Consider the following 26958-nt stretch of genomic DNA (forward strand, 5'->3'; position numbering starts at 1 on the left):
TTTCCTATGGCTTTTCGGTTTCAGCGCTGGCTTGCTGCGCCGCTTTTTTGGCTTTGGCACGCGCAATCGCGGCGGCAACGGCGGCTTTGCGCGGCTCGGTTTCAACCGCACTTGCCTGCGGTTTTTCTGTTTGAACGTCAAGCGCACTTTCGCTTGCATTGCCGGCTTGCGCCGCTTTTTTGGCTTTGGCGCGCGCGATGGCGGCGGCAACCGCGGCTTTGCGCGGGTCGGTTTCAACCGCACTTGCCAACGGTTTTTCTGTTTGAACGTCAAGCGCACTTTCGCTTGCATTGCCGGCTTGCGCCGCTTTTTTGGCTTTGGCGCGCGCGATGGCGGCGGCAACCGCGGCTTTGCGCGGATCGGCTTCAACCGCACTTGCCTGCGGTTTTTCCGTTTGAATGCCAACCGCACTTTCGCTTGCATTGCTAGTCTGCGCCGCTTTTTTGGCTTTGGCGCGCACAATCGCGGCGGCAACGGCGGCACTTTTTTCGCTGGTTGAATCAGCGGTTTGTTCCGCTTGCTTGTCGGCTTGCTGTTGTAACCGTCGCGCTTTGCGTTGCGCCATGAGTTCGCGGTTATCCGGCAGCACTTCGCCGGCTTTAGTTCGACGTGTAGCGGTTTCAGGGTTGGCAGTTGCGGCATTGTCAGCTGTTTGGGCTTCAGCCGCTTTTTTCGCTTTTAAGCGTTCTAAGGCGGCTTTGACCGGATCTTCGCCTTTTTGTTGCGCAATTTCTTGGCGGCGTTTTTCGGCGGCTTGCTGTGCGCGTTGCTCGCGCTGCAATTTCTCTTTCAGCAAACGCGCTTCGCGCTGTTCAAACCGCACTTTTGCCTCTTCTGCCAAGCGCTCTTTATGTTTGATTTCGGCGATTTTGGCCTTTTCCTGGCGGAAATATTGAATCAACGGAATATTACTCGGGCAGACATAGGCACAAACGCCGCATTCGATACAAGCGCTGAGATCATATTGTTCCGATTTGGCGTGATCCTCGCTGCGCGCAAACCAGTACAGTTGTTGGGGCAGCAGTTGCACCGGGCAGGCGTCGGAGCAGCTGGAACAACGGATGCAGTTTTGTTCCGGCGCGGGCGGCGCATATTCAAAGTGATCCGGCGCAATCAGGCAGTTGGTCATTTTGTTAACCGGCGCTTGCGGATTCGGCAGAATATAGCCCATCATCGGACCGCCGACGAAAATCGGCAAACGGGCGTCCGCTTGGTATTTCACTTGTTGTAGCAGGGTTTGAATCGGGGTGCCGAAACGTACCCAATAGTTACGCGGTTGCGGGATTTTATCGCCGGTCAGGGTGACGACGCGTTCAATCAACGGTTCATCATTGATCACCGCGCGTTTAATCGCAAATACCGTCGCCACATTGTGCATTAAAATGCCGAGCGAAGAAGAACGCGCGCCTTTCGGCACTTCCAAACCGGTCAGCACTTGAATCAGCTGTTTTGAGGCGCCGGACGGATAAATGGTCGGAATCACGCGCAACTCAATGTCATTCGCGCCTTGAAGTGCGGTTTTGATCGCTTGAACCGCCTGCGGTTTGTTATCTTCGATCGCAAACACGATTTTTTCCGGGCGGGTGAGGTAGCGCAAGATACGGATACCTTCCAGAATTTCCTGACTGTAATCCTGCATTAGACGATCATCGCAGGTGATATAAGGTTCGCATTCCGCGCCGTTGATAATCAGCAGTTTGATCCCATTGACGACATAATTGATTTTATTGGCACTCGGGAACACCGCTCCGCCGAGCCCGGCGATCCCGGCTTGGTAAATCCGCTCGATCAACTGTTCCGTGCTGAACGACATAAAATCGTCGCTGAAAGTGCGGTCACGCCATTGATCCAAACCGTCCGCCTGCAATACCACCGTCGCTTCGCTCAAGCCGGACGGATGGTTGGCGGGATAAGCACCAATATCAATAATAGTGCCCGAGGTCGGCGCGTGAACCGGCAATTTACTCAGCAATTGATGATGGGTCAGCTGTTGTCCTTTCAGCACGTAATCGCCGATGTTTACCAGCAGATCGGCAGCGTCGCCGACATGTTGTTTCAGCGGGATATAAAAGCGCTCGGGCAGGGCGAGGCGACCGATTTTCTTTTGGTTCGATTGGGTTTTCATCTCCGCCGGGTGAACGCCGCCGGGAAATTGCCACAGTTTGCCGCTGTTGATTCGTTGAATGAGATCTTTCATGCTAGCCTTCATCAGACGGTTTTGCAACGGTGATGGTATGATCAAGCGAGGTAATCGGAATAATCAGCTTCGGATCAAATTTCCAATTCCATTGTTCGATGTTATTTTCGACTTTTTCCATGGTAATACAGTCTGTCGGACAAGGGGCGACACATAATTCGCAACCGGTGCAGAGATCGGCGATCACCGTATGCAAGGCTTTATTCGAGCCGATAATTGCGTCGACCGGACAGGCTTGAATACATTTGGTGCAACCGATACACATCTCTTCGTGGATAAAGGCGACTTTGACTTCAGGCGCGCCTTCGGCAAAATCGGTACTCGGCACTTCAACCCCGAGCATATCGGCAAGCTGCACCACCAAGGGTTGCCCGCCGGGCACGCATTTGGTAATGACATCGCCGTTGGCAATCGCTTCGGCATACGGGCGGCAGCCGGGATAACCGCACTGCCCGCATTGGCTTTGCGGCAGAATCGCGTCAATTTGCTCGACAATCGGATCGCTTTCCACTTTCAGTTTCACCGAGGAAAAACCGAGAATTGCGCCGCAAACCAATGCCAGCAAGGCAATTAGGATCAGCACCCAGTGAAGTGCGGTCAGCTCGCTTAACAAACTCATTAGCTGTGTACCAAATTGGTAAAGCCTAAAAAGGCAAGCGACATTAAACCGGCGGTGATCAGCGCGATAGAGGCGCCTTGAAACGGTTTCGGCACATCGGCGGCGGCTAAGCGTTCACGCAAAGCGGCAAACAGCACCAACACCAAAGAAAAACCGAGCGCGGCACTGAAGCCGTAAATCACGGATTGGACTAAATTATGCGCCAGATTAATATTTAATAACGCCACGCCTAATACGGCGCAGTTGGTGGTGATCAGCGGCAAGAAAATACCGAGCAAACGGTAGAGTGTCGGGCTGGTTTTATGGATCACCATTTCGGTGAATTGCACCACCACGGCAATCACCAAAATGAACACCAAAGTCCGCAGAAAGTCTGCGCCGAGCGGCATTAAAATATAGCGGTCGATTAAATACGAACACAGCGAAGCGACCGTCAACACAAAGGTGGTTGCCAGTCCCATGCCGATGGCGGTTTCAATTTTTTTGGAAACGCCCATAAACGGACATAGCCCGAGAAATTTAATCAGGACAAAGTTGTTGACAAGTGCGGTTCCAAGTACTAATAACAGGTAATCGATCATAACTATTCAACCGGAAAAACGAGGATGTATTATCCGTTTTTCTGAAACTAAGAACAATACTAAAATCAGATTAAATTTGAAATTAAAGTGCGGTCAAATCTAATATCAAGGGGCGGAGGCTATTCCGCCATTAACGGCGGCGGCAGTGGTTCGGGCTCGCCTAAAAAATAAGGCTCCTTTTCGGTTAACAAATCCCACAGCATATATATCCGGGCAAAAAATTCACGGATTCGGACACTGTAACGTTCGTCAGGGTATTCGGCGGCATAGCAGATTGCGTCAATATTGTAATATTGCGCAATAAACAGGGCGCGTTCGCAGTGGAATTTTTGCGACACGATGGTGATGGAGTTGGCATGAAAAATACTTTTCGCCCGAATCACCGAATCGAGGGTGCGAAAGCCGGCAAAATCCAGATACATAAATTCCGCGTTGACGCCGAGTTTGCGTAAATCGTAAAACATATTGCGCGGTTCGTTATATTGCGGCGTGCGATTGTCGCCGCTTAACAGCAGATAATCAACCTTATTGTTTTTGATTAATTCCTGTGCGGCGAGCAGACGGTTGTAATAAAACAGGTTAAGCGAGTTATCGCTGAAATAGCGTGAAGTGCCGAGAACCAAGGCATAAGGGCGGTGTGGAACCGCATGGATATCATCATAAATCTTGTCGCGCACATAAAATCCGATGGTTTGATCGGCGATGATGATGGTAATCACGGAAAAAGAAACGAGAAATGCCAGATATTTCAAGCGCTCTTGCAACCAACGGCAGATCAGCGAGAGTCGCTTGGTGACTGCGGGGGGGATGTTGGAAGCGTTATCTGACATTTTATGTGATCTCATACTAGGGACTATTAGTAATGAAACGGGATAAAGTGATGGTTTATTCTAACAATATAAAGCAGTTATCGCTAGGCAAATCATTTTATTTTGTGTGCGGCGTCAGATTCTTGGATCGGCTTTCATGATAGGTGATGTACAAAATTGCCAGAATAATCAAACCGGCGCCAAGCCAAAGCCGCCCCGGCGGAACCGCTTGAAAAACCAGCCAGCCGCCTAACACATTCAGTGGTAACTTCAGAAAATCAAACGGTTGTAAATAGGCGGCGTCCGCCAAATTATATGCCTTGGCGATCGCCAGTTGTGCAATCGCAGTCAGAAACCCGAGCAGGATCAGATAGCCTAATTGGGCTGTATCGGGCAGGCTTAGTCCGGCGCTTTGCAATACACTCAGCAGATTAAACGGCGTGATGAGAATAAACAGATACACCACAATCGTGGTCGGCGAATCGTGCGCAGACAGTTTTTTCACCATGAGAGAATAAATCGCCCAGCACAACGCTGCCGCAAGCGGCAACAGGGCAACGGGATTAAAATCTTCCGCCCACGGTTTGAGAATAATCATCGCTCCGGCGAAACCGAGCAAAGTTGCCAACATGCGGTTGATACCGACTTTTTCTTTTAAAAACAATGCCGCGCCCAAAGTGGCGAACAGCGGGGAGGTCATAATCAAGGCAATGCCTTGCCAGATGGGAATCGGGTACATTAAGGCGCTGATCCAACATTGAATCCCGATCACCGAAATCCCGATCCGCAGAATATGCCAAAGCAAGTGCCGGATTTTCAGCACGCTTTTACCCGCTCTAAATAGACTGGGGGCAAGAAACAATAAGGCGAACAAGTATTGGAACAGTGCGACCGAGGCGGAGTCAATCGTGGTTTGCGTGCCTAAAATCTGGGTAAGCGTATTGATGACGGCAAAGACGATACCGGCAAGTATCATTGCCAATGCGCCTTTAATCGGGTGATGTAACATCGGATCGGTGGCCTTATGCGAGAGTGGAAATTGCGCTTAAGCATAGCGTTAACCGCCGAAAAAGCAAGAGTGAAAATAGCGGTGTATCATTCCAGATGTTTAGACGGCTAAAATTGCTTGACAATGATTTTAGGGATCGGTAATTTATGTTCTTAATTTAGAACAGAATATAAAAAACAGCATTGCAAGGTAGTTATGGCGGTCAAATCCACTCAATTATTTACTGAACAACCGATCCGGTTACTTTTAGGCGGGCAGCTCGGTAATATTACGGTGGCGTACCAAACTTACGGGCAATTGAATGCAGAGAAGAGCAATGCGGTGTTGATTTGCCATGCCTTGACCGGCGATGCCGAACCGTTTTTTGCCGATGAAAGCGAAGCAAAAGGCTGGTGGCAGAGTTTTATGGGGCCGGGTTTGGCGTTGGATACCGATCGCTTTTTCTTTATCTGTTCCAATGTGTTGGGCGGTTGCAAAGGCACGACCGGCCCCTCCTCGATTAATCCCGCCACAGACAAACCCTATGGCAGCCAATTTCCGGCGATTACCATTCAAGATATAATTCGGGTGGAAAAGGCGCTGCTGGATCATTTGCAAATACCGCACTTGCGTGCCGTGATCGGCGGCTCGTTCGGCGGCATGCAAGCAACGCAATGGGCAATCGACTATCCGGATTATGTTGGTTGTGTGGTGAATCTTTGTTCTTCCTTGTATTTTAGTGCCGAAGCGATTGGTTTTAACCATGTTATGCGTCAGGCGATCATTGCTGATCCGCACTTTAATCGCGGCGACTATTACCACGGACCGGCACCGGAACAAGGTTTGGCGATTGCCAGAATGCTGGGCATGCTGACTTACCGCACCGATATTCAGCTGAATAAAGCCTTTGGGCGGGTGCAAAAACAGGTGCCGGAACATTTTGGTGATTATTTTCAAGTGGAATCGTATCTCAGCTACCAAGGCAAAAAATTTCTTGATCGCTTTGACGCCAATAGTTATCTGCACCTCACCCGCGCATTGGATTTATACGATCCGGCGCTGAATTACGACCATGATATCAAACAAGCGCTGAGCCGGATTAAAGCCCGCTATATTCTGGTTGCCGTAGCCAATGATCAATTGTTCAAAGCGGTCGATATGCGTAAAAGCAAGGCATTATTGGAAGAAAACGGCGTCGAACTGGATTATCACGAGTTTAATTCCGATTTCGGACATGACGCTTTTCTGGTCGAATACGATTTCTTTGAGCCGATGATTCGTAAGGGACTGGAATAAGCGAATACAGCAGCCATCTTTCGTTTCGTCGTTATTCGGCGCATAATTTTTTGTAAATAACACTATTTTAGAACTCAAAATAATGTAAACTACGCATTAATCCAATGATTATTAAATATAAATAAATCGAATTATTTTCGGGAGGTTGCGCCATGTTCAAACGCTTCGCGCTAAATACGGTGATTATGGCAACTGGTTTCGCGCTTGTTAGCACATTTAGTTATGCTAATTCACTTAAAAACGTACTCGTACAATCTTTAGTCAATGACCCTATATTAAAAGAAGCCGAGGCTGAATTAGGCGCAGCGAAAGATAGAGTGGAACAGGCAAAAGGCGGGCATTATCCGGTGGTTTCGTTGACCGGGAATAAAGTCTTATCGCAATATCACAAAGATCCGGGTGACCGTAAAGAAAGCAAAATTGTGCCCGGAGTCAGGGGTTCAATTAATTTATATGCTTTTGGCGCGATTGAAAAAGACGTTGAAAAGAATAAAGAAAATGAAAAATATTACAACTTCAAATACTACGAAAGCCGTGAAGAATTGGCTTATACCATTTCAGAATTGTATTTGAATGCGTTGCAGGCAAAAGAAAAGATTGCAGTTGGTGAGCGTAATTTACAGCGTCATAATGAAATTTTGGCGGATTTGGGCACGATTGTCTTAAATGATGAAGGGCGTGAGTCGGAATATGTGCAAGCGGAATCCCGTGCAATTTTGGTTGAACAGGAAATTAATGAATATCAGCGCGAGCTATATCAAAATTTGACACAGTTAGCGACCTATACCGGCAATCAGATTACGGAAAAAGAGTTGCAAGATCCGTTTACCAAATTATCCGTTGATGTACTCTATAAAAATTATTCGGCAAAAGATGTCAGAAGCACGGCAACCTACCAAGCACAAGCCGCCGAGTTAGAAACCAATCTAAAAGATCACGAATTATCAAAACTCAAAAAATTGCCAAAGATTGATTTGACGGCAACAGCCACCAGCGAAGATCGCGAAGCCGCGATTAACGTCAATTGGGATGTGTTTAACCATACCTCCAGTTATGAAGTGAGAGAAAAAGCGAATGTGATTGCGTCATCCAAAGAGCGGTTACACCGGGTCGAGCGCAATATTCGTGAAACATCAAATTTAGCGCAATTAGATATCAAACGAAATACGATTCAATTGCGAACCATTAAAAAACAAATTACAGCCTCGAAAAAGGTGGCGGAGTTTTACCGATTGCAATTTGATTTGGCTCGTAAGACATTGATTGAACTATTAAATGCACATAGCGAATTATTCAGTGTCGAAATGGCGCAGGTGAATACGCAAAGTGCTCTGCGCAAGGCAAAACTTGACTACCTGCGTTCGCAAGGAACGCTTGCCGAATGGGCGGGTTTTCCACGCAATGCGCGGAAATAATCCAAAGATGAGAATAACGGCAATAAAAGCAGAGAATTCTGCTTTTATTGCTTTTCCTTTTAAAGAAGCATAATAACGATGAAACTAATTATTGAAAATATTTCTCTGGCAACACAATTGGTGGGCTCGCAACTTTCTGTCGCGACGTTAACCGCGAATGTTATCCGCAATAACGATATGGGAATTAACTTTTCTTCATTGCAAGAGTTTTTAAAAAGTGAAGGGTTTGAAAATACGATCTCACAACGGGCGTTAGAAGATATCCCCTCTTTGGCAATGCCGGCGGTGGTGCTGTTGCAAAATGAAGAGGCGGCGGTGATTATTGCAATAGAAGGATATGGGCAAGAGCGAGTATATACCATTCAGCAATTGGACGGTTTGACCCAGCGTATCAACCACGCGGATTTAGTGAAAACATACCTTGGATATTGTTGGTTTATCAAACCGAAAATTGGGGTTGACGCCCGTTCGGAACTGCCGGAATATAAAATGCCGAAGGCATGGTTTTTTAAGGTGATTTGGCGTTTTAAACGCTATTACTATCAGGTTATTCTTGCCACGTTTATCATTAACTTCTTGGCGCTCGTCAGCTCGCTTTATGTGATGAATGTCTATGACCGGGTGATTCCTAATCAAGCGTATAACACCTTGTGGGTTTTGAGTATTGGTGTGGTTATTGCGATTACGTTTGAGTTTATTGCGAAAATGATCCGAGGGCATTTAACGGATATTGCCGGTAAGAAGGCGGATTTAATTATTAGTTCCGCGCTTTTTCGGCGGGTGGTCGGGTTAAAATTACAAGAACGCCCGGCATCTTCGGGTTCTTATGCCAGTAATTTACGTGATTTTGAATCAGTGCGCGATTTTATGACCAGCGCAAGTTTGCTAACCTTGGTCGATTTGCCATTCTTACTGCTTTTTATTTCGGTGATTTGGCTAGTGGCAGGCAATTTGGCGATTGTACCATCAGTTATTATTCCGTTAGTGATTTTGGTCGGTTTTTTAGCACAAGGCCCGCTAGCCAAATACATCAATGAATCAATGAAAGAGTCATCACAACGTCAAGGGCTGGCAGTAGAAGCAATTGAAGGCTTGGAAACGCTGAAAACCAATAATGCGGCGAAATGGGCGCAAAAACGTTGGGATCACTACACCGCAACCAGTGCCGCTTCGTCGATTAAACTGAAAGATACCAGTAACTTCGTGGTTAACTTTGCCACCGCAATGCAACAACTGAATACGGTATTTTTAGTGGTTTACGGTACTTATCTGATACACAGTGAAGATCCGACGGAAAAAATCACTATGGGGGCATTGATTGCGGCGGTGATTCTATCCGGGCGCGCCCTTGCGCCGGTCGGACAAATTGCCGGTTTGGCAGTGCGCTTTCAACAGGCTTGGGTTGCCTTGAAGGGCGTTAACGGCATTATTGAACGCAAAACGGATCGCGATAGCGAGCGCAATTACGTCACTCTTGAACAAGTTCAGGGCGAACTGCAATTTAACAACGTTAATTTCTCTTACGACAAGGACGCCGCTCCGGCGTTGAGCCAATTAAATTTAACCATTCGCCCGAGAGAAAAAGTCGGGATTTTAGGGCGAATCGGCAGTGGGAAATCGACCGCACTGAAAGCCGGTTCGGGGTTATATGATTTGAACTCAGGGACTATTTCCTTAGACGGTGTGGATTTACGCCAGCTAGATCCTAATTTCCTACGTAATCAAATTTTGCTGTTAGAACAAAATCCACGCCTGTTTTTAGGCAGTTTGCGCGAGAATATGGATCTAGCCCGTATGGACGGTTTTTCGAGCGATCAGGATTTAATTCGGGCTTTGACGGTATTTGGTTTGGATAAACTGATTCGTAATCACCCGCGTGGCTTGGATATGCCGCTGGGCGAAAATGGGTTAGGATTATCGGGCGGACAGAAACAGGTGATTGCACTGGCGAGAATGTTATTACGTAACCCCAAAGTGGTGTTATTGGATGAACCGACAACCGCACTTGACCAAGCCAGTGAAATTCAAGCATTACGAGTGATTGCTAATTGGTGTCGCAACCGTACGATGGTGATCGTGACTCATCGACCACAAGTATTACAAATTGTCGATCGGATCGTGATTATTGACCAAGGCAAAGTTGTGATGGATGGGCCTCGTGACGCAGTGCTGAAAAAATTGGCCGAAAATGAAAGAAAGCAACAACAGCAAGCTCAAGCCGCACAGGCGCAAGTAAAACAACCCGAGCAACAAACCACCCAACTTGATGTAACGCTGTAGGAAAAGAATGATGTCAGAAAAACAAGAAACAACGGTTACGACCAAAGGCAAAACAGTACCAAGTGCGGTCAATCAGCAATTGATTACCGATAATACACCGAGCAAAGAAAAGTACAGCAAACGGGATTTAAAGCTGTTAACCGACCTGAATGCGGCCATCCAACAGGAAAAACATACGGGGTTGTTTTGGGGAATTATTTTACTGTTTGCTTTTTTAACCGTATTTTTAATTTGGGCATACAATAGTCCGTTGGAAGAAGTTACCCGCGGACAGGGCAGCATTATTCCGAGTAGCCGTGAACAGGTGATTCAGAGCCTAGACCCGGGGATTTTAAGTGAAATGCAAGTTAAAGAAGGGGATTTGGTTGAAAAAGGACAAGTCCTATTGAAATTGGATGATACCCGTAGCTCAGCCGGTTTGCGCGAAAGTCAAGCTAAAGTGCAGAACTTGGCGGCGGTTGTAACGCGCTTGGAAGCCGAAGCCTATAATCGAGTTCTTAAGTTTGCCGAAGATACGCCGCAAGAGCTAGTTGACCGGGAAACTGCGGTCTATAATTCACATAAACAAGCGCTAAAAGAGTCGATCAATAGTTTGAGTGAAAGTAAAAAATTGCTGGATCGAGAAATTGCGATGACAACACCAATGGTAGCCAAAGGGGCGGTATCGGAAGTCGAAGTGCTGAGAATGCGTCGCCAATCCAGTGAATTGCAATTGCAAATTGTTGAACGGCAAAACAAATATGTGACCGACGCCAATAGTGAATTGGTTCGGGTTCAAACCGAATTGCAACAAGCTCGGGAAAATATGGCAATGCGAGCTGATCCGGTAGAGCGTTCCTTGATCCGCTCCCCACTTAAAGGGATAGTGAAAAATATTCGGATCAATACTATCGGGGGAGTAATCAGTGCCGGGCAAGATATTATGGAAATTGTTCCGGTGGAAGAAAAATTGGTGGTTGAAGCTTATATCAGCCCGCGTGATGTCGCTTATGTCCGTCCGGGAATGGAAGCGCTAGTCAAGTTGTCGGCATATGATTACGCCATTTATGGTGGTTTGGATGGCGTGGTGACATTACTCAGTCCGGACACCTTACACGACCAAAAACGACCGAGTGATTTAAAATTGAATGCTAATGAAGCCTATTACCGGGTATTGGTAACTACCGAATCAAGCACCTTAACCGATAAAAACGGAAAAGAATTGCCGATTATTCCCGGTATGATTGCCACGATTGATATCAAAACCGGTGAAAAAACCGTATTCCAATATTTAGTCAAACCGATCACCCGCTTGAAGCAGGCATTGCAAGAGCGCTAGTTTATATTTTTGAAGGTGCAAAACGGGATAATGACACGAGCATTATCCCGTTTTGTTTTGCGTGCTAAGTTGTTGTTAAATTGCGATAGTTTCCATATTATGCCGTTTGAATTTATCGGCTAAGTCCGCTAATTTTTCTCCATTCGGCAAGCGCAACAGTGTTGCGATTTCATATAGCGGTACGATCACAAATTCGCGATTGTGCATATCATAGTGCGGTACGGTCAGGCGTTCGTTATTAATGATGTTGTCGCCATACAGCAGAATATCCAAATCCAAAGTACGTTCACCCCAGCGACGTAAGCGGATTCGTCCTTGCCGTTGCTCGATGTGTTGCAGCTGATCCAATAAATCCAGTGGTGAAAGCGCGGTTTCAATCGCGGCGACGGCATTGATAAAATCCGGCTGATCTTGCGGTCCGAGCGGTTTGCTACGATAAAACGAACTCACCGCGGTGACTTCGGTTTGCGGCAACGCATTTAACGCTTCAACCGCACTTTGCAATTGTTCAAGCGGATTGGCTAAGTTGCTACCCAGTGCGATATAAGCTGTTGCTTTCAAAATATTACTCGGCTTGTTATTCAGCATTGGATTTCGCTCGATTGCTTGGTTTGCGGCGACGGTAACGGCGTTTTTTCTTCGCTTGCGGATCGCGTTGATTTTGCTCCGCCATTAAATTTTCACGCTGTTGCGGATTGCTGAGTTGGTATTCGTGCCACCATGTGGTCAGCTCGATCAATTCGCCGCCTTCCAGTTCGGCACGCATTGCCAACAGATCATATCCGGCGCGGAATTTGGCTTGCGCCATGGTTTTTTCCGCACGGTTGCCGCTGCGTTTCGGCAGTTGCAATTGTAACGACCAAATTTCGCGCACCACCAAGGTATAGCGTTTCGGCACGGTCAAGGCAAGGCATAAACCGTCCAAAACTTCACTTGCCGCCACTGAAAACGCATCGTAATTGTTGAGATTGGCCTCGTTTTTCAGTTGATCCATTTTTTCACGTAGCGGATACCAATAAAATGCGGCGAATAAAAATGCCGGATTAACCCGTAAATTATCTTTGATTCGTTCATCGGTTGATTGAAGTGCGGTACGAATCATACGCTCTGCCAACGAATCTTGTTTGCCGGTGAAAAACGGGATCAGCGTCGGGAACAGATACGGCAACAGTTGATATTGATTGAGCAACTCATAGGTTTGCAGCCCGCAGCCGCTTTGCAGTAATTTTAACGATTCGTCGAACAGACGTGCCGCCGGAATATTGCGTAGTAACGGGGCGCAGGTTTTGATCGGCGCTTCACTGTCGCGATCCAAAAACATATCCAGTTTTGCCATAAAGCGCACGGCGCGCAGCATGCGCACCGGATCTTCTTGATAGCGGGTTTCCGCATCACCAATCAAACGCAATTTACCATTGCGCAAATCCTCCACGCCGTTGAAATAGTCAATGAGCATATTGTGTTTCGGATCGTAATACAGCGCATTAACCGTGAAATCGCGTCGTTTGGCATCCTCTTCCAATGTGCCGAACACGTTATCACGCAATAGCATGCCGTCTAAACTTTGACGCGATAGTTCGCCTTTATGTTCGTCTTGATGATCCGCGCGGAAGGTCGCCACTTCAATTACCTCGCGCCCGAACATAATGTGCGCCAAACGGAAACGCCGTCCGATCAGGCGGCATTGGCGTTGAAACACTTTTTTGATTTGATCGGGGCTGGCATTGGTCGCGACATCAAAATCTTTCGGCTGTTTTTCCAATAATAAATCGCGCAAACAGCCGCCAACCACATAGGCTTCATAACCATTACGTTGTAACTTTTCCACCACGGTCAACGCATTGCGTTGGATCATGCGTGGATAAATGCCGTATTCCGCCGCTTTCAGATGATATTTATGGGGCACCGCATGATGGTGCACTTTGCGTTTCGGTTTAGGTTGGTTTTCCAAATTCGGATTTGGGCGGATTTTCGCTTTATGGGAGTGCGTAGCATGTTGGATTTCATCGTTTTTCGGCGGGCTTTTTGCTTTGTTTTTTTTGCCGAAAAATTGTTTGATTAACGTTAAAATGGGACACCTCGCTGAGATAACAGCTGTTTGATAATTATCGGATAAGTTTGCCCCGAATTTTAGCCCAAATTGCCGGCGTTGCAAATACAAAAATCACAAAGCGTGGCCGGCTGAATATCCATAATAAAAATAAGCCTATTGCAGTGATAGGTTAAGCAAATTAAAAACCTTGATATTAATCAAATAAAAAACACAATAAATCAGCCAAACTACCCCGGAAGTAGTAGGGGTATTTAAGTCATATTCATTTTTTACTGTTAAGGGGTTTATATGAAGAAAAAGCTGATTTTTTCGTTGATTGGCTTGGGAGTCATCGGGTTTTTGGCGACGGTGGCTTATGTTAATCAGTTTGATAACCAACAACGTGATAAATTGTTGGCGCAAAGTGCGGTACAAAATCCGGCGGCAAAAGCGGTGGAAAGGGTGTTTTATGATAATCAATGCCAATATTGCCACACGCAAAACGCCGAAGTGCCGTTTTATATTCAGCTGCCGGTGATCAACGGCATTATGCAAAATGACATTGATAAGGCGTTGGATCACTTTTTATTAAGCGAAATCACCGCGCATTTTGACCAACCGCAAAATCTGTCGGCGGCGGCATTGGCGAAGCTGGAACGTGTCGTATTGAATGATGAAATGCCGATGAAATCCTTTATTCATCTGCACTGGGGATCATCATTAGATACCAATGAGCAAAAAATAGTGCTGGATTGGATTCGTCAGCAACGGCAAGATCATTTGTTGCCGCAAACCGCCGGCGTAGCCGCCGATCGCTTTATCCAACCGATTCCCGACAGCATTGAAACCAATCCGGCGAAAGTGGCGTTGGGTAACGTGCTTTATCACAGCACCGCACTTTCCGGCGATGGCAGCGTTGCATGCGCCAGTTGCCACGGTTTGAATAGCGGTGGGGTGGATAATCTGCCGACATCAACCGGTATTCACGGACAAAAAGGCGGTATCAATGCGCCGACGGTGTATAACGCCGCGTTCAATTTCGTACAGTTCTGGGATGGTCGTGCGGCAACGCTTGCCGATCAAGCCGGTGGTCCTCCGTTTAATCCGGTGGAAATGGGATCAAAAGATTGGGACGAAATTATTGCCAAATTGGATCAAGATCAAGCCTTAAAAGCGGCATTCTTACAAGTCTATCCGAACGGCTTCACCGGAGAAAATATCACCGACGCGATTGGCGAATTCGAGAAAACCTTAATCACGCCGAACAGCCCGTTTGATCAATTCTTAAAAGGCGATGAAAACGCCTTAACCGCACAGCAAAAACACGGCTATGCCTTGTTCCAACAATACAAATGCGACACCTGCCACAGCGGAATCAATATGGGGGGCACGTCCTATGAATTGATGGGCACGAAGGCGGATTATTTTGCGGATCGCGGCACGGAAATTACCGCTGACGATTTGGGTCGTTTCAATCAAACCCAAGATCCGCGCGATAAGCACCGCTTCAAAGTGCCAAGCCTGCGCAACATTGCGTTGACCGCGCCATATTTCCACGATGGGCAAACCGAAACTTTACCGCAAGCGGTAGCAACCATGTTGAAATACCAAAACGGTGTGGTGCTGCCGGAGCAAGATGTGAACGACATGGTTGAGTTTTTGCACAGCTTAACCGGTGAATATCAGGGCAAGCTATTGTTGAATGAGAACAGTAAACCTTAATATCTGATACTAAAACAATAAGCAAGTCGTTCAATGGCGGCTTGCTTTATTTATCTGATCCTGCATTATCCCCCTGCTAATTCCCCCCAATTTTGCTATACTGCGCCCCAATTAACCGTCGAATCGAGAACAGATTATCCCATGAAAACGATGAATACATTGTTTGCCACCACCGCGCGTGGATTTGAAGAATTATTAAAAGCCGAACTGACCGCACTTGGTGCGCAAGAATGTCAATTGCAGCAAGGCGGCGTTGCCTATCAAGCCGACGACAGCACGCTGTACCGCACTTTGCTGTGGAGCCGCTTGAGTTCGCGCATTTTATTGCCCTTAACCCAAAGCAAAGTCTATGACGACTTGGATCTCTATTCGACCATCACCCAATTTGACTGGCTACAACATTTTGACAGCAAAAGCACGTTTTTAGTCGATTTTAACGGCACGAACCAAGCCATTCGCCACACCCAATTCGGCGCAATGCGCGTCAAAGACGGCATAGTGGATTACTTTGAACGCAAAGGCGAAGCGCGCCCGAACGTAGAAAAAGAGTATCCCGATATTCGCATTCACGTTTATCTCAACCGCGAAGACGCGATAATCTCGCTCGATCTCAGCGGCGAGGCATTGCATTTGCGCGGTTATCGTGAGGAAAGCGGCAAAGCCCCGTTGCGTGAAACCTTGGCGGCGGCGGTGATTTTGCGTTCCGGCTGGGAACAAGGCACGCCGTTGGTTGATCCGATGTGCGGTTCCGGCACGTTGCTAATCGAAGCGGCGCAAATGGAAGCGCAAATCGCACCGCAATTAGGGCGTTTGCATTGGGGCTTTGATCACTGGAAAGGGCATAATTTTGAATGCTGGCAACAAGTGCGGTCAGAAGCGGAACAACAAGCCGAACAGCAGGCGCAAAAAAATCCGCAACCGCACTTTTACGGTTTCGACCTCGATCACCGCGTGTTACAAAAAGCGCAGCGCAACGCCAAACAAGCGGGCGTGGCACATTTAATCCGTTTCAAACAGGGCGACATCGCCGCACTGAAAAATCCGTGTGCCGCCGATGAAATCGGCACAGTGGTATGTAATCCGCCATACGGTGAACGTTTAGGCACAACACCGGCGTTGATTGCGCTGTATTCGGTTTTCGGGCAGCGCTTAAAAGAGCAGTTCGGCGGCTGGAACGCGTCGATTTTTAGTGCCGAACCGGAATTGTTGAGCTGTATCCGATTGCGTTCGCACCGCCAGTTTAAAGCAAAGAATGGACCGTTGGAGTGCTTGCAAAAAAATTATCAAATTAAAGCGCAAGATCCGACCGCACTTGATCACCCAGCGCCGGTTCAAGCAGAATTATCGGCTTCGGCAGGCACTGGTTTGGCGCAAGACTTCGCCAACCGTTTGCAAAAAAATATCAAAAAGATCGAGAAATGGGCGCAGCAACAGGGGCTGGACGCTTATCGTTTATATGATGCCGATCTGCCGGAATATAATCTGGCGGTGGATCGGTATGCCGATCATATCGTGGTGCAGGAATATGCCGCGCCGAAAAATATTGATCCGGCGAAAGCGCGTCAGCGTTTGCTCGATGCGCTCAGTGCAACCTTGCAAGTCACCGGTGTCGATACCAATAAACTGGTGCTGAAAGTGCGGCAAAAACAAAAAGGCAGCAGCCAATATGAAAAACTGGGCAATCAGGGCGACTATTTTGATGTGCAAGAATACGGCGCAAAATTGTGGGTCAATCTGACCGATTATCTCGATACCGGTCTATTTTTGGATCACCGCCTCACCCGCAAAATGGTCGGCGAAATGGCGAAAGGCAAAGATTTTCTCAATCTGTTTGCCTACACCGGCTCGGCAACGGTTCATGCGGCGTTGGGCGGTGCAAAAACCACCACAACGGTGGATATGTCAAATACCTATCTCAACTGGGCGGAGCAAAATTTAATCCTGAACGGCTTTGAGGAAAGCCGTCAGCACAAGATTATTCAAGCCGACTGCTTGCAATGGCTAGCAGAATGTAAGCAACAATATGATCTGATCTTCGTCGATCCGCCGACGTTTTCCAACTCGAAACGCATGGAGGAGAGTTGGGACGTGCAGCGCGATCATCTTCATCTGATGACGATGTTGAAAAACATTATCCGTCCGAACGGTACGATTATTTTTTCCAATAACAAACGCGGCTTCAAAATGGATTTCGACGGCTTGACCGCACTTGGCTTACAAGCGACCGAAATCAGCGCAAAAACCTTACCGCTGGATTTTGAGCGTAATAAACAGATTCATAATTGTTGGATCATCACGACATTATAATAATCAAAAAAGCTCTAGAGGGGCTGATTAATAATATAAAACAAAAGGAGAAAACATGAACAATCGCGTTTACGCCCATCGCGGCGTGTCGGGGCTGGCGCCGGAAAACACGCTGGCGGCGATTAAATTGTGCAAAGAATACCATATCAACTGGTTTGAGTGTGATATTGACGTGATCGGCGACGGCACGGTGATTTTAACCCACGATTCCACTTTAGATCGTTGCACCAATCGCAGCGGTGGGTATTATCACTTGCAACAAGCGGATTTGCCGGGCATAGACGCCGGCGCATGGTTTGGCGAAGATTTTCAAGGCGAACCGTTGCCGACCTTAAATCAATTGGTGGAATTGATGAATAAACAGCAATTGAACGGCAATATCGAAATCAAAAGTTGCGAAGCCGGCAAAGCGATGGCGTTAAAATTATTGGACGGCTTGCAACAGGCATTGACCGCACTCGACCCGGAGCGTGAAGTGATTATTTCCAGTTTCAACTTCTTGTTCTTAGCGGAATTGAAAAAGCGTTGTCCGCAAATTGCGGTGGCGTGTTTGTACGAATCTTATCAATCGTTAGACGACGCGATTACCACGTTGGAATGGGTTGGGGCGGAATATATTCATTTATCACAAGATGGTTTAACCCGTGAAACGGTCGCCCGTTTCAACAACGACGGTTATAAAGTGGCGGTTTATACCGTCAACAGCACCATGCGTGCCAATGAATTGTTTAACTGGGGTGTGTTCGCCGTGTTTAGCGACGTGCCGCATTTGTTTGCAGCGCGTTATCGGCAGGGTTAATTATGCTGTGCTCTTTGAGTATAAATTGAGTTGATAAGTCTAAGTAGGGGCGGATTAGATATCCGCCCGTTTGCGAAGTGCGGTATAATCATTTAATTAATAAGGAAAAAGTGTAAAGTGTGGTTCGAGCGGATATCTAATCCGCCCTTACGATAATATACATTTTTGAACTTGATTCGACAGGCTGAGGGACGTAATTCCCGCTATAAACTTGAGAGAAAAAAATGCAAAAAAATATTGTCATCACCATCGACGGTCCGAGCGGTGTCGGTAAAGGAACGTTATGCCAAGCATTAGCGGAAAAGTTGGGCTTTGAGCTGTTGGATTCGGGCGCAATTTATCGCGTGTTGGGCGTGGCGGCGGTGAAAAGTGCGGTCGCATTGGACGATGAAACCGCACTTGCGGCGTTGGCGGCGAAATTAGATATCCGCTTTGTGCCGGAAAACGGTGCGGTGAAAGTATTATTAAACGGTGAAGATGTCAGCAGTGAAATCCGCACCGAAATCGCCGGCAATAATGCCTCCAAAGTCGCAGCGTTTCCGCAAGTGCGCTCGGCATTATTGCAACGGCAACGGGATTTCGGCAGCGAAAAAGGGCTGATCGCCGACGGGCGCGATATGGGCACGGTGGTGTTTCCGCAGGCGCAAGTGAAAATCTTTTTGGATGCCAGCTCGGAAGAGCGTGCCGACCGCCGTTTTAAACAACTGCAACAAAAAGGCGTGGCGGCGGATTATGATCAAATCCTAAGCGAAATCAAAGAACGCGATTTTCGCGACCGAAATCGGGAAGTCGCCCCGTTAAAACCGGCGGACGACGCATTTTTATTGGATTCGAGCGCATTAAGTATTAGCGAAGTTGTCGAAAAAGCGTTACAATATGTCGATCAACGCATTCGCAAGACTGCCTGATTGATTTTTATGGTTTGTTCAAGGACGAACGAACCGATTGAAACAGCCCCATTTGGAAGGAATTCGAATGGACGTTATTAATTTATTTGAAGATTAAATATGACTGAATCTTTTGCTCAATTATTTGAAGAATCCCTAAAAGAACTTGAAACCCGTCAAGGTTCTATCGTTAACGGTACTGTTGTTGCTATCCAAAAAGGTTTTGTATTGGTTGACGCAGGTTTAAAATCTGAATCCGCAATTCCTGTTGAAGAATTTCTGAACGCCCAAGGCGAATTGGAAGTTAACGTCGGCGATTCAGTAAAAGTGGCATTGGACGCTGTTGAAGACGGCTTCGGTGAAACCAAGCTGTCTCGTGAAAAAGCGGTTCGCCATGAATCTTGGATCGAACTGGAAAAAGCCTACGAAGAACAAGCGACTGTTATCGGTTTAATCAACGGTAAAGTGAAAGGCGGCTTCACAGTTGAGTTGAACGGTGTGCGTGCATTCTTACCGGGTTATCTGGTAGATACCCGTCCAATCCGTGATACCTTGCATTTGGAAGGTAAAGAGTTAGAATTCAAAGTAATTAAACTGGATCAAAAACGCAACAACGTTGTTGTTTCCCGTCGTGCGGTTATCGAAACCGAAAACAGCCAAGAACGCGAACAACTGTTGGAAAATCTGCAAGAAGACGCCGTGGTTAAAGGTATCGTTAAGAACTTGACCGACTACGGTGCGTTCGTCGATTTAGGCGGCGTAGACGGTTTGTTACACATCACTGACATGGCTTGGAAACGCGTTAAACACCCAAGCGAAATCGTGAACGTCGGTGACGAAATCACCGTTAAAGTATTGAAATTCGACCGTGATCGCACGCGCGTATCTTTAGGCTTAAAACAATTAGGTCAAGATCCTTGGGTTGCTATCGCTGAAAATCACCCTGTAAACAGCAAATTAAGCGGTAAAGTGACTAACTTGACCGACTACGGCTGCTTCGTTGAAATTTTAGACGGCGTTGAAGGTTTGGTTCACGTTTCAGAAATGGATTGGACCAACAAAAATATTCACCCGTCTAAAGTGGTTAGCGTCGGTGATGAAGTCGAAGTCATGGTATTGGAAATCGATGAAGAACGCCGTCGTATTTCTTTAGGCTTGAAACAATGTAAAGCGAACCCATGGCAGCAATTCGACGAGACCCACAAAAAAGGTGATCGCGTTGAAGGCAAAATCAAATCTATTACTGACTTCGGTATCTTCATCGGTTTAGAAGGCGGTATCGATGGTCTGGTTCACTTGTCTGATATTTCTTGGAATGTTGCCGGTGAAGAAGCGGTTCGTAACTACAAAAAAGGTGACGAAGTGGCTGCCGTTGTGCTGCAAGTTGATGCAGTTAAAGAGCGTATCTCTTTAGGTATCAAGCAATTAGAAGAAGATCCGTTCAACAACTTCGTGGCTGCCACTAAAAAAGGCGCGGTTGTAACCGGGAAAGCGGTTGAAGTTGACGCGAAAGGTGTTAAAGTAGAACTGGAAGGCGGTGCAGAAGGTTATGTACGCGCGGCTGATTTAGCACGTGAGCGTGTTGAAGATGCGACTACCGTGGTTAGCGTTGGCGATGTCGTTGAAGCGAAATACACCGGTGTTGATCGTAAATCCCGTACCGTACACCTGTCAGTGCGTGCTAAAGACGAAGCGGAAGACAGCGCGGCAGTTGCAAATGTGAACAAGCAAGAAGAAGCTATTCCGAATGCAATGGCTGAAGCATTCAAAGCGGCGTCTAAAAGCGAATAATTAATTGAACTTCACATGCGGATACCAAGTGCGGTATCCGCTCAAAATGAGGAGGCAGCATGACTAAATCAGAGCTTATCGAGAGTTTGATTCAACAAAATCATACGATTCCGGTGAAAAGCGTAGAGAATGCAGTTAAGAGTATCCTTGAATCCATGTCGCAAACCCTGGAAAACGGGGATCGCATTGAAATTCGCGGATTCGGCAGTTTTTCGCTCCACTACCGTCAGCCACGTGTCGGACGCAATCCGAAAACGGGTGACAAAGTGGATTTGGACGCGAAATATGTTCCTCATTTTAAAGCGGGTAAAGAGCTGAGAGAGCGCGTGAATCAGTCCAATTAAATAATAAAACGGTACTTAAATGGTGCCGTTTTTTATTGCCTGCAATTGAGCAAACCGCACTTTTTCGATTAAACGGAAATAAATCGCGGATTTATCTATATGCTTGATATGATTTTTGGCATAATAGGGGGGTGTTTGCTATAAAATTCAGGAGAATAGAATGATTAAATACATTTTAGGCTTTGCTATCGTACTGGCAATTGTCATTGTGGCGATTACCATTGGTGCGGATAATGATCAGGTGATTTCATTTAACTACATCATCGCAAAAAGCGAATTGCAATTATCCTCGCTTGCCGCCATTTTATTTGGTTTGGGCTTATTACTCGGTTGGCTAATCTGTGCATTCTTTGTATTACGCCTGAAAGTCAAAAATTTCCGCTTGACCCGCCAAATTAACCGTCAAACGCAGCAAATCACTGAATTGACCGCTAGCCGTGATAAAACAGTCGTGTAATCTCAATGCTTGAATTACTTTTCCTGTTATTGCCCGTTGCCGCCCTTTATGGCTGGTATATGGGGTATCGTAATGCTAAAAAAGGGCAGGACGAAGTCAGCAACAAGTTGTCCCGTGATTATGTCACCGGGGTAAATTTTTTGCTTTCTAACCAACAAGAAAAGGCGGTGGATCTGTTTTTGGATATGCTGCAAAAACAAGAAAATGAAAACGACATTCACAGCGACTCGCAATTTGAAGCCTCGCTAACCCTCGGCAATCTATTCCGTTCGCGCGGCGAAGTGGATCGTGCGATTCGTATTCACCAAAATTTAGTCGAAGATCCGAATTTCAGTTTTGATCAGAAATTATTAGCCAAACAGCAACTTTCGTTTGATTATATGAAAGTCGGTTTTTTGGACCGGGCGGAAAATATTTATATCAGTCTGGTTGATGAGCCGGAATTTGCCAATAATGCGTTGAAACAACTGGCAAAAATCTATCAGAAAACCAAAGAATGGAAAAAAGCGATAGATGTCACGGAAAAGCGTCAGAAAGTGTTTCCCAAAGCGAATAATACCGAATTGGCGCATTATTATTGCGAATATGTTGCCGCCGAAGAATTACCGAGCAAAGAGAACAAACATTATTTAACCCGTGCGTTAGAGGTGTCTGCCGATTGTGTTAGAGCCTCAATCGAATTAGCCTATATCGAAATGCGCGAACAGCAATTTCAAACCGCGATCGAACATTTTCAAAACATTTTATCACAAAATCCGGCTTTTTTATCGGAAGTGTTACCGCACTTGAAATGGTGTTACCAGCAATTACAGCAAGAAAATAATTATGAGTTATTTTTAATCAAAGCTAAACAACAATACAAAAGCGGGGCAATCGAGCTGGCATTAGCCGAATTGATTGATAAAAAGAGCGGTGCCGCCGTTGCACAGGCGAATTTATATCAGCAACTCAATGACATTCCGAGTATGGATATTTTCAACCGTTTGATTCAATACGATATTGATGAGGCGGAAAATGGCCGGGGCCAAAGAGAGTTTGGTGCGTTTACAGCAGCTGGTCGAAAATAAAATCGGGCAAAGTTTTTCCTACCGCTGTTCCCACTGCGGCTATCGTAGCCACCGCTTGGTGTGGAATTGTCCGTCGTGCAACAAATGGGAAACCATCAAACCGGTGGACGGGCAGTATCAGTAAATAATTTTGGCAAAAATGTGCTCAGCCACATTTAAGATGAAGATAAACAGACCCTCGTATTTCAGCTAAATAAAAAGGAAACAGTATGGACAGTAAAGTTATCGTTGCACTTGATTATGAAACGGAACGGCAAGCCCTGAATTTGGTGGATCAAATTGATCCGAGCTTGTGCCGTTTAAAAGTCGGCAAAGAAATGTTTACCACTTTGGGAACGGATTTTGTCAAACAACTGCATAGCCGTGGCTTTGATGTGTTTCTGGATCTGAAATTCCATGATATTCCGAACACGGTGGCAAGAGCGGTGCGCTCGGCGGCGGATTTGGGCGTGTGGATGGTCGATGTCCATGCCAGCGGCGGTTTGCGCATGATGGAAACGGCAAAAAAAATCCTTGAGCCGTATGGCAAAGAAGCGCCGATTTTGATTTCTATCACGGTGTTGACCAGCATGGAAGATGTGGATTTATTGCAAATCGGTTTGAATGCCTCCCCAATGGAGCAGGTGATTCGTTTGGCGCGTTTGAGCCAGCGTGCCGGATTGGACGGTGTGGTATGTTCGCCGCAAGAGGTCGAGATTTTGCGTGCCAACTGTGGCAAAGACTTCAAATTGATCACCCCGGGCATTCGTCCCGAAGGGGCGGAATTTGGCGATCAACGTCGGGTGATGAGCCCGAAAGAAGCCATCGAAGCCGGTTCGGATTATCTGGTTGTCGGTCGCCCGATCACCTTGGCGGAAGATCCGGTCGGGGTGTTAAAAAGTATTAATGCTGCGATTGCCTAAGGTTGAAAATGTCGAATAACCCTCTCGTTTATTCCACCGCAACCGGTCGGGTGAAAGCGGAAAAACCGCAAGAAGTGATTGCCCGAGGCGATGGTATTGTGCGCATCCAACGCCAAGTCAGCGGACGTAAAGGCAAAGGCGTTTCCGTGATCACCGGCTTGGCTTTGCCGAGTGTCGAATTGGAAAAAATAGCGTCGGAGTTGAAAAAGCGCTGCGGCTGCGGCGGTTCGGTAAAAAACGGCACGATTGAAATCCAAGGCGAAAACCGTGAATTATTAAAGCAGCTTTTGCAACAAAAAGGCTATCAGGTCAAGTTGGCCGGCGGCTGAGCTATCTACCGAATAGCAGTATAACCACTGGCGTCTTTGCTGATTATATTAGCAAAGACGCTTTTCTTTTTAATTGAATCACTAATTTTCGTTATTGAAATAAATTTACTTGTGTGATTACCTTCCGTTATTTATAACCATTTAAAATTACTATCAAATAAATAATTTGATAGATATCACAATCTCGAAATAATACGCTTTCTAAAAATAATGATATTGGTTAAATTGCATTTAAATTTTCTAAAAAGAAAATTTAAATGTTCGTTTGACTTAACTTTGTTTAACCAAGCACGGAGATGTTGAAATGGAAAGATCGCTTAAAGCCGCATGTATCGGCGAGTTTTTAGGAACGGGATTGCTTATTTTCTTCGGAGTTGGCTGTGTCGCCGCTTTGAAAGTGGCGGGCGCTGGTTTTGGACAGTGGGAAATCAGTATTATGTGGGGAATGGGGGTTGCCCTTGCGGTGTATGCGACTGCGGGGGTGTCTGGAGCACACTTGAATCCTGCCGTCACCATTGCACTATGGAAATTTGCCTGTTTTGACGGCAAAAAAGTCCTGCCTTATATTTTATCACAGGTTGCCGGTGCATTTTGTGCGGCAGCGCTGGTTTACTTTTTATACCGCAATTTATTTATTGAATTTGAAACGGTGAATAATATTGTGCGTGGCAGCCAAGAGAGTTTAAGCCTCGCCGGAACATTCTCAACTTATCCGCATCCGGCATTGGGGCTGGCTCAGGCATTTGCCGTGGAAATGGTGATCACCGCCGTTCTAATGGCGTTGATTTTAGCGTTGACCGATGACGGTAATGGTTTGCCGCGTGGACCGTTAGCGCCATTATTAATCGGGATTTTGATTGCAGCCATTGGCGGGGCAATGGGCCCTTTGACCGGGTTTGCGATGAATCCGGCACGTGATTTTGGTCCGAAATTGTTTGCTTATTTGGCGGGTTGGGGGGATATTGCCATGACCGGCGGGCAAGCAGTACCTTACGCATTAGTTCCGATTTTTGCTCCCATTATCGGCGCTTTGATCGGGGCTTATGCCTACCAACGTTTGATTAATAAAAATTTACCTTGTAACACTTGCCAAATCGACTAATTAAAATAACAGGAGATGATTATGTCTGACAAAAAATACATTATTGCGTTAGATCAAGGAACAACCAGCTCGCGCGCATTGATTTTGGATCATGATGCCAATGTGGTGAGCGTGGCACAGCGTGAATTTACCCAAATTTATCCGCAAGCCGGTTGGGTTGAGCATAACCCGATGGAGATTTGGGCGACACAAAGTTCAACCTTGAATGAAGCGGTTGCAATGGCGGGCATTACACCGGACAGTATTGCGGCAATCGGTATCACCAACCAACGTGAAACCACGATTGTGTGGGAAAAGGAGAGCGGTAAACCGATTTACAATGCGATTGTGTGGCAATGCCGCCGTACTGCCGATATTTGCGAGCGGCTGAAAGCAAACGGACATGAAGAATATATCAAAGCCACAACCGGCTTGGTGGTTGACCCGTATTTTTCCGGCACCAAAGTTAAATGGATTTTGGATAACGTGGAAGGGGCGCGTGAAAAAGCAGAGCGCGGTGAGTTGTTGTTTGGCACGGTAGATACTTGGTTAGTATGGAAATTAACCCAAGGCCGCGCCCATGTCACCGATTATACCAATGCCTCCCGAACTATGCTGTTCAATATTCATACCATGCAATGGGACGAGAAAATGCTGGAAATTTTGGGTGTGCCGCGTTCGATGTTGCCGGAGGTGAAAAAATCCTCCGAGATTTATGGACAAACCAACATCGGCGGGCAAGGCGGGGTGCGGATTCCGGTGGCAGGAATTGCCGGCGATCAGCAAGCCGCACTTTACGGACATCTGTGTGTGAATCCGGGAATGGCAAAAAATACCTACGGCACGGGCTGTTTCTTATTAATGAATACCGGCGACAAAGCGGTACGTTCGCAAAACGGCTTGTTGACCACCATTGCGTGTAAAAGCGACGGTTCGCCCTGTTATGCGCTGGAAGGCTCAATCTTTATGGGCGGCGCTTCGATTCAATGGCTACGTGACGAATTGAAAATCGTACATGACAGCTATGATTCCGAGTATTTCGCGCAAAAAGTGCCGGATTGCAACGGCGTTTATGTCGTGCCGGCCTTTACCGGACTGGGCGCACCATATTGGGATCCGTATGCGCGCGGGGCGATTATGGGCTTGTCACGTGGTGCGAACCGCAACCACATTGTACGTGCGACCTTAGAATCGATTGCCTATCAAACCCGTGATGTGTTGGAAGCCATGCAATCCGATTCCGGCGATAGCCTGAAAAAACTGCGTGTGGATGGCGGTGCGACTGCGAATAACTTCTTAATGCAGTTCCAAGCGGATATTCTGAATGCGGATGTGGAACGTCCGAAAGTGAAAGAAGTGACCGCACTTGGGGCTGCCTACCTAGCCGGTTTGGCGACCGGTTTCTGGAAGGATCTGGATGAGCTGAAAGATAAAGCCAGTATCGAACGCACTTTCACGCCGGACGGCTGCGAAGAAAAACGCGCCCGGCGTTATAAAGGCTGGAAGAAAGCGGTAAAACGCGCACTGGCTTGGGAAAAAGACGACGAAGAATAAACCGCACTTTGCGTATTTTTGTTTAACCACTGTGCCAAATCAGGGCAGTGGTTATTTTATTTATACGAAAGTGCGGTTTTTACACGGATAAAATGTGATCTATTTCAAATATTTTGGGTTTTTGACCGCACTTTGTGGTGAGAATCATCAAAACTGCTTTCTAGATCGAGCAAGATTTGATAA

Annotated in this window: 22 protein-coding genes and 1 pseudogene; 16 read left to right on the forward strand and 7 right to left on the reverse strand. The window is 46.8% G+C overall.

The genetic code is table 11. The features are described 5' to 3' along the window. Positions 1–4: 4 nt before the first annotated feature. From rsxC to ACWA50_RS09065, 5 genes are all read right to left on the reverse strand, one after another. Positions 5–2197, reverse strand: a complete 2193-nt coding sequence (rsxC, locus tag ACWA50_RS09045) for an electron transport complex subunit RsxC (protein ID WP_431051780.1) — start codon at positions 2195–2197, stop codon at positions 5–7. A 1-nt stretch (position 2198) separates the two neighbouring features. After that, on the reverse strand, positions 2199–2816 hold the full coding sequence (rsxB, locus tag ACWA50_RS09050) for an electron transport complex subunit RsxB (RefSeq protein ID WP_431051782.1): 618 nt from the start codon (positions 2814–2816) through the stop codon (positions 2199–2201). Further along, complete coding sequence (rsxA, locus tag ACWA50_RS09055; protein ID WP_431051784.1) at positions 2816–3397, reverse strand: electron transport complex subunit RsxA; 582 nt, start codon at positions 3395–3397, stop codon at positions 2816–2818. Before rsxA ends, rsxB begins: the two co-directional genes overlap by 1 nt. A gap of 119 nt (positions 3398–3516) precedes the next feature. Then, positions 3517–4227, reverse strand: a complete 711-nt coding sequence (locus tag ACWA50_RS09060; RefSeq protein ID WP_431051786.1) for a SanA/YdcF family protein — start codon at positions 4225–4227, stop codon at positions 3517–3519. 97 nt (positions 4228–4324) lie between these two features. Further along, on the reverse strand, positions 4325–5215 hold the full coding sequence (locus ACWA50_RS09065; RefSeq protein ID WP_449343094.1) for a DMT family transporter: 891 nt from the start codon (positions 5213–5215) through the stop codon (positions 4325–4327). Between the two features lie 195 nt (positions 5216–5410). On the opposite strand from ACWA50_RS09065, the gene metX reads away from it, so the two are divergent. The 4 genes from metX to ACWA50_RS09085 all read left to right on the forward strand — a co-directional run bounded on the left by metX (position 5411) and on the right by ACWA50_RS09085 (position 11503). Continuing rightward, the gene (metX, locus tag ACWA50_RS09070) at positions 5411–6490 is read left to right on the forward strand and encodes a homoserine O-acetyltransferase MetX (RefSeq protein WP_449343095.1); all 1080 of its coding nucleotides are present in this window, start codon (positions 5411–5413) and stop codon (positions 6488–6490) included. A 152-nt stretch (positions 6491–6642) separates the two neighbouring features. Then, entirely contained in the window at positions 6643–7905 is a 1263-nt protein-coding gene (locus ACWA50_RS09075; protein ID WP_431051790.1) for a TolC family protein, read from the forward strand. Positions 7906–7983: 78 nt separating this feature from the next. Next, positions 7984–10185, forward strand: coding sequence for a type I secretion system permease/ATPase (locus ACWA50_RS09080; RefSeq protein WP_431051792.1), 2202 nt, complete (start codon positions 7984–7986; stop codon positions 10183–10185). Positions 10186–10192: 7 nt separating this feature from the next. Further along, positions 10193–11503: an HlyD family type I secretion periplasmic adaptor subunit gene (locus tag ACWA50_RS09085; RefSeq protein WP_431051794.1), complete on the forward strand. Its 1311-nt coding sequence runs from the start codon at positions 10193–10195 to the stop codon at positions 11501–11503. Positions 11504–11578: 75 nt separating this feature from the next. Here the strand turns inward: ACWA50_RS09085 and folK are convergent, their stop codons facing one another. Both folK and pcnB read right to left on the reverse strand, forming a co-directional pair. Next, positions 11579–12091 carry a 2-amino-4-hydroxy-6-hydroxymethyldihydropteridine diphosphokinase gene (gene folK / locus ACWA50_RS09090; protein WP_431051796.1) on the reverse strand — a complete coding sequence of 171 codons (513 nt, stop codon included), beginning with the start codon at positions 12089–12091 and terminating at the stop codon, positions 11579–11581. After that, positions 12081–13358, reverse strand: a complete 1278-nt coding sequence (pcnB, locus tag ACWA50_RS09095; RefSeq protein WP_449343134.1) for a polynucleotide adenylyltransferase PcnB — start codon at positions 13356–13358, stop codon at positions 12081–12083. Before pcnB ends, folK begins: the two co-directional genes overlap by 11 nt. A 486-nt stretch (positions 13359–13844) precedes the next feature. On the opposite strand from pcnB, the gene ACWA50_RS09100 reads away from it, so the two are divergent. From ACWA50_RS09100 to glpK, 12 genes and pseudogenes are all read left to right on the forward strand, one after another. Further along, on the forward strand, positions 13845–15257 hold the full coding sequence (locus ACWA50_RS09100; protein WP_431051798.1) for a cytochrome c peroxidase: 1413 nt from the start codon (positions 13845–13847) through the stop codon (positions 15255–15257). A 150-nt stretch (positions 15258–15407) separates the two neighbouring features. After that, positions 15408–17564, forward strand: a complete 2157-nt coding sequence (rlmKL, locus tag ACWA50_RS09105; RefSeq protein WP_431054329.1) for a bifunctional 23S rRNA (guanine(2069)-N(7))-methyltransferase RlmK/23S rRNA (guanine(2445)-N(2))-methyltransferase RlmL — start codon at positions 15408–15410, stop codon at positions 17562–17564. A 55-nt stretch (positions 17565–17619) separates the two neighbouring features. Further along, the gene (locus ACWA50_RS09110; protein WP_431051800.1) at positions 17620–18363 is read left to right on the forward strand and encodes a glycerophosphodiester phosphodiesterase family protein; all 744 of its coding nucleotides are present in this window, start codon (positions 17620–17622) and stop codon (positions 18361–18363) included. A gap of 224 nt (positions 18364–18587) precedes the next feature. Beyond that, positions 18588–19271, forward strand: a complete 684-nt coding sequence (cmk, locus tag ACWA50_RS09115) for a (d)CMP kinase (protein WP_431051802.1) — start codon at positions 18588–18590, stop codon at positions 19269–19271. A 99-nt stretch (positions 19272–19370) separates the two neighbouring features. Continuing rightward, complete coding sequence (gene rpsA / locus ACWA50_RS09120; RefSeq protein WP_449343096.1) at positions 19371–21041, forward strand: 30S ribosomal protein S1; 1671 nt, start codon at positions 19371–19373, stop codon at positions 21039–21041. A 59-nt stretch (positions 21042–21100) separates the two neighbouring features. After that, positions 21101–21385 (forward strand): integration host factor subunit beta, encoded by a 285-nt coding sequence (locus tag ACWA50_RS09125; protein WP_084257964.1) that lies wholly within the window; start codon positions 21101–21103, stop codon positions 21383–21385. A 160-nt stretch (positions 21386–21545) separates the two neighbouring features. Beyond that, positions 21546–21842: a LapA family protein gene (locus ACWA50_RS09130; RefSeq protein WP_431051807.1), complete on the forward strand. Its 297-nt coding sequence runs from the start codon at positions 21546–21548 to the stop codon at positions 21840–21842. Positions 21843–21847: 5 nt separating this feature from the next. Then, positions 21848–23033, forward strand: a pseudogene (gene lapB, locus ACWA50_RS09135) (lipopolysaccharide assembly protein LapB). An 85-nt stretch (positions 23034–23118) separates the two neighbouring features. Then, on the forward strand, positions 23119–23811 hold the full coding sequence (gene pyrF / locus ACWA50_RS09140) for an orotidine-5'-phosphate decarboxylase (RefSeq protein WP_431051811.1): 693 nt from the start codon (positions 23119–23121) through the stop codon (positions 23809–23811). An 8-nt stretch (positions 23812–23819) separates the two neighbouring features. Further along, on the forward strand, positions 23820–24140 hold the full coding sequence (gene yciH / locus ACWA50_RS09145) for a stress response translation initiation inhibitor YciH (protein WP_431051813.1): 321 nt from the start codon (positions 23820–23822) through the stop codon (positions 24138–24140). 304 nt (positions 24141–24444) lie between these two features. Continuing rightward, positions 24445–25242 (forward strand): MIP/aquaporin family protein, encoded by a 798-nt coding sequence (locus ACWA50_RS09150; protein ID WP_431051814.1) that lies wholly within the window; start codon positions 24445–24447, stop codon positions 25240–25242. Positions 25243–25263: 21 nt separating this feature from the next. Further along, complete coding sequence (gene glpK, locus ACWA50_RS09155; RefSeq protein ID WP_431051816.1) at positions 25264–26775, forward strand: glycerol kinase GlpK; 1512 nt, start codon at positions 25264–25266, stop codon at positions 26773–26775. Positions 26776–26958 lie beyond the last annotated feature (183 nt).

The sequence above is a fragment of the Testudinibacter sp. P17/SS/0325 genome, from assembly GCF_053570765.1.

Excerpts from the sequence above, each read along its gene's own strand:
- rsxC (WP_431051780.1), bottom strand. The coding sequence starts at position 2,197 with ATGAAAGATCTCATTCAACGAATCAACAGCGGCAAACTGTGGCAATTT.
- rsxB (WP_431051782.1), bottom strand. The coding sequence starts at position 2,816 with ATGAGTTTGTTAAGCGAGCTGACCGCACTTCACTGGGTGCTGATCCTA.
- rsxA (WP_431051784.1), bottom strand. The coding sequence starts at position 3,397 with ATGATCGATTACCTGTTATTAGTACTTGGAACCGCACTTGTCAACAAC.
- ACWA50_RS09060 (WP_431051786.1), bottom strand. The coding sequence starts at position 4,227 with ATGTCAGATAACGCTTCCAACATCCCCCCCGCAGTCACCAAGCGACTC.
- ACWA50_RS09065 (WP_449343094.1), bottom strand. The coding sequence starts at position 5,215 with ATGTTACATCACCCGATTAAAGGCGCATTGGCAATGATACTTGCCGGT.
- metX (WP_449343095.1), top strand. The coding sequence starts at position 5,411 with ATGGCGGTCAAATCCACTCAATTATTTACTGAACAACCGATCCGGTTA.
- ACWA50_RS09075 (WP_431051790.1), top strand. The coding sequence starts at position 6,643 with ATGTTCAAACGCTTCGCGCTAAATACGGTGATTATGGCAACTGGTTTC.
- ACWA50_RS09080 (WP_431051792.1), top strand. The coding sequence starts at position 7,984 with ATGAAACTAATTATTGAAAATATTTCTCTGGCAACACAATTGGTGGGC.
- ACWA50_RS09085 (WP_431051794.1), top strand. The coding sequence starts at position 10,193 with ATGATGTCAGAAAAACAAGAAACAACGGTTACGACCAAAGGCAAAACA.
- folK (WP_431051796.1), bottom strand. The coding sequence starts at position 12,091 with ATGCTGAATAACAAGCCGAGTAATATTTTGAAAGCAACAGCTTATATC.
- pcnB (WP_449343134.1), bottom strand. The coding sequence starts at position 13,358 with ATGATCCAACGCAATGCGTTGACCGTGGTGGAAAAGTTACAACGTAAT.
- ACWA50_RS09100 (WP_431051798.1), top strand. The coding sequence starts at position 13,845 with ATGAAGAAAAAGCTGATTTTTTCGTTGATTGGCTTGGGAGTCATCGGG.
- rlmKL (WP_431054329.1), top strand. The coding sequence starts at position 15,408 with ATGAATACATTGTTTGCCACCACCGCGCGTGGATTTGAAGAATTATTA.
- ACWA50_RS09110 (WP_431051800.1), top strand. The coding sequence starts at position 17,620 with ATGAACAATCGCGTTTACGCCCATCGCGGCGTGTCGGGGCTGGCGCCG.
- cmk (WP_431051802.1), top strand. The coding sequence starts at position 18,588 with ATGCAAAAAAATATTGTCATCACCATCGACGGTCCGAGCGGTGTCGGT.
- rpsA (WP_449343096.1), top strand. The coding sequence starts at position 19,371 with ATGACTGAATCTTTTGCTCAATTATTTGAAGAATCCCTAAAAGAACTT.
- ACWA50_RS09125 (WP_084257964.1), top strand. The coding sequence starts at position 21,101 with ATGACTAAATCAGAGCTTATCGAGAGTTTGATTCAACAAAATCATACG.
- ACWA50_RS09130 (WP_431051807.1), top strand. The coding sequence starts at position 21,546 with ATGATTAAATACATTTTAGGCTTTGCTATCGTACTGGCAATTGTCATT.
- pyrF (WP_431051811.1), top strand. The coding sequence starts at position 23,119 with ATGGACAGTAAAGTTATCGTTGCACTTGATTATGAAACGGAACGGCAA.
- yciH (WP_431051813.1), top strand. The coding sequence starts at position 23,820 with ATGTCGAATAACCCTCTCGTTTATTCCACCGCAACCGGTCGGGTGAAA.
- ACWA50_RS09150 (WP_431051814.1), top strand. The coding sequence starts at position 24,445 with ATGGAAAGATCGCTTAAAGCCGCATGTATCGGCGAGTTTTTAGGAACG.
- glpK (WP_431051816.1), top strand. The coding sequence starts at position 25,264 with ATGTCTGACAAAAAATACATTATTGCGTTAGATCAAGGAACAACCAGC.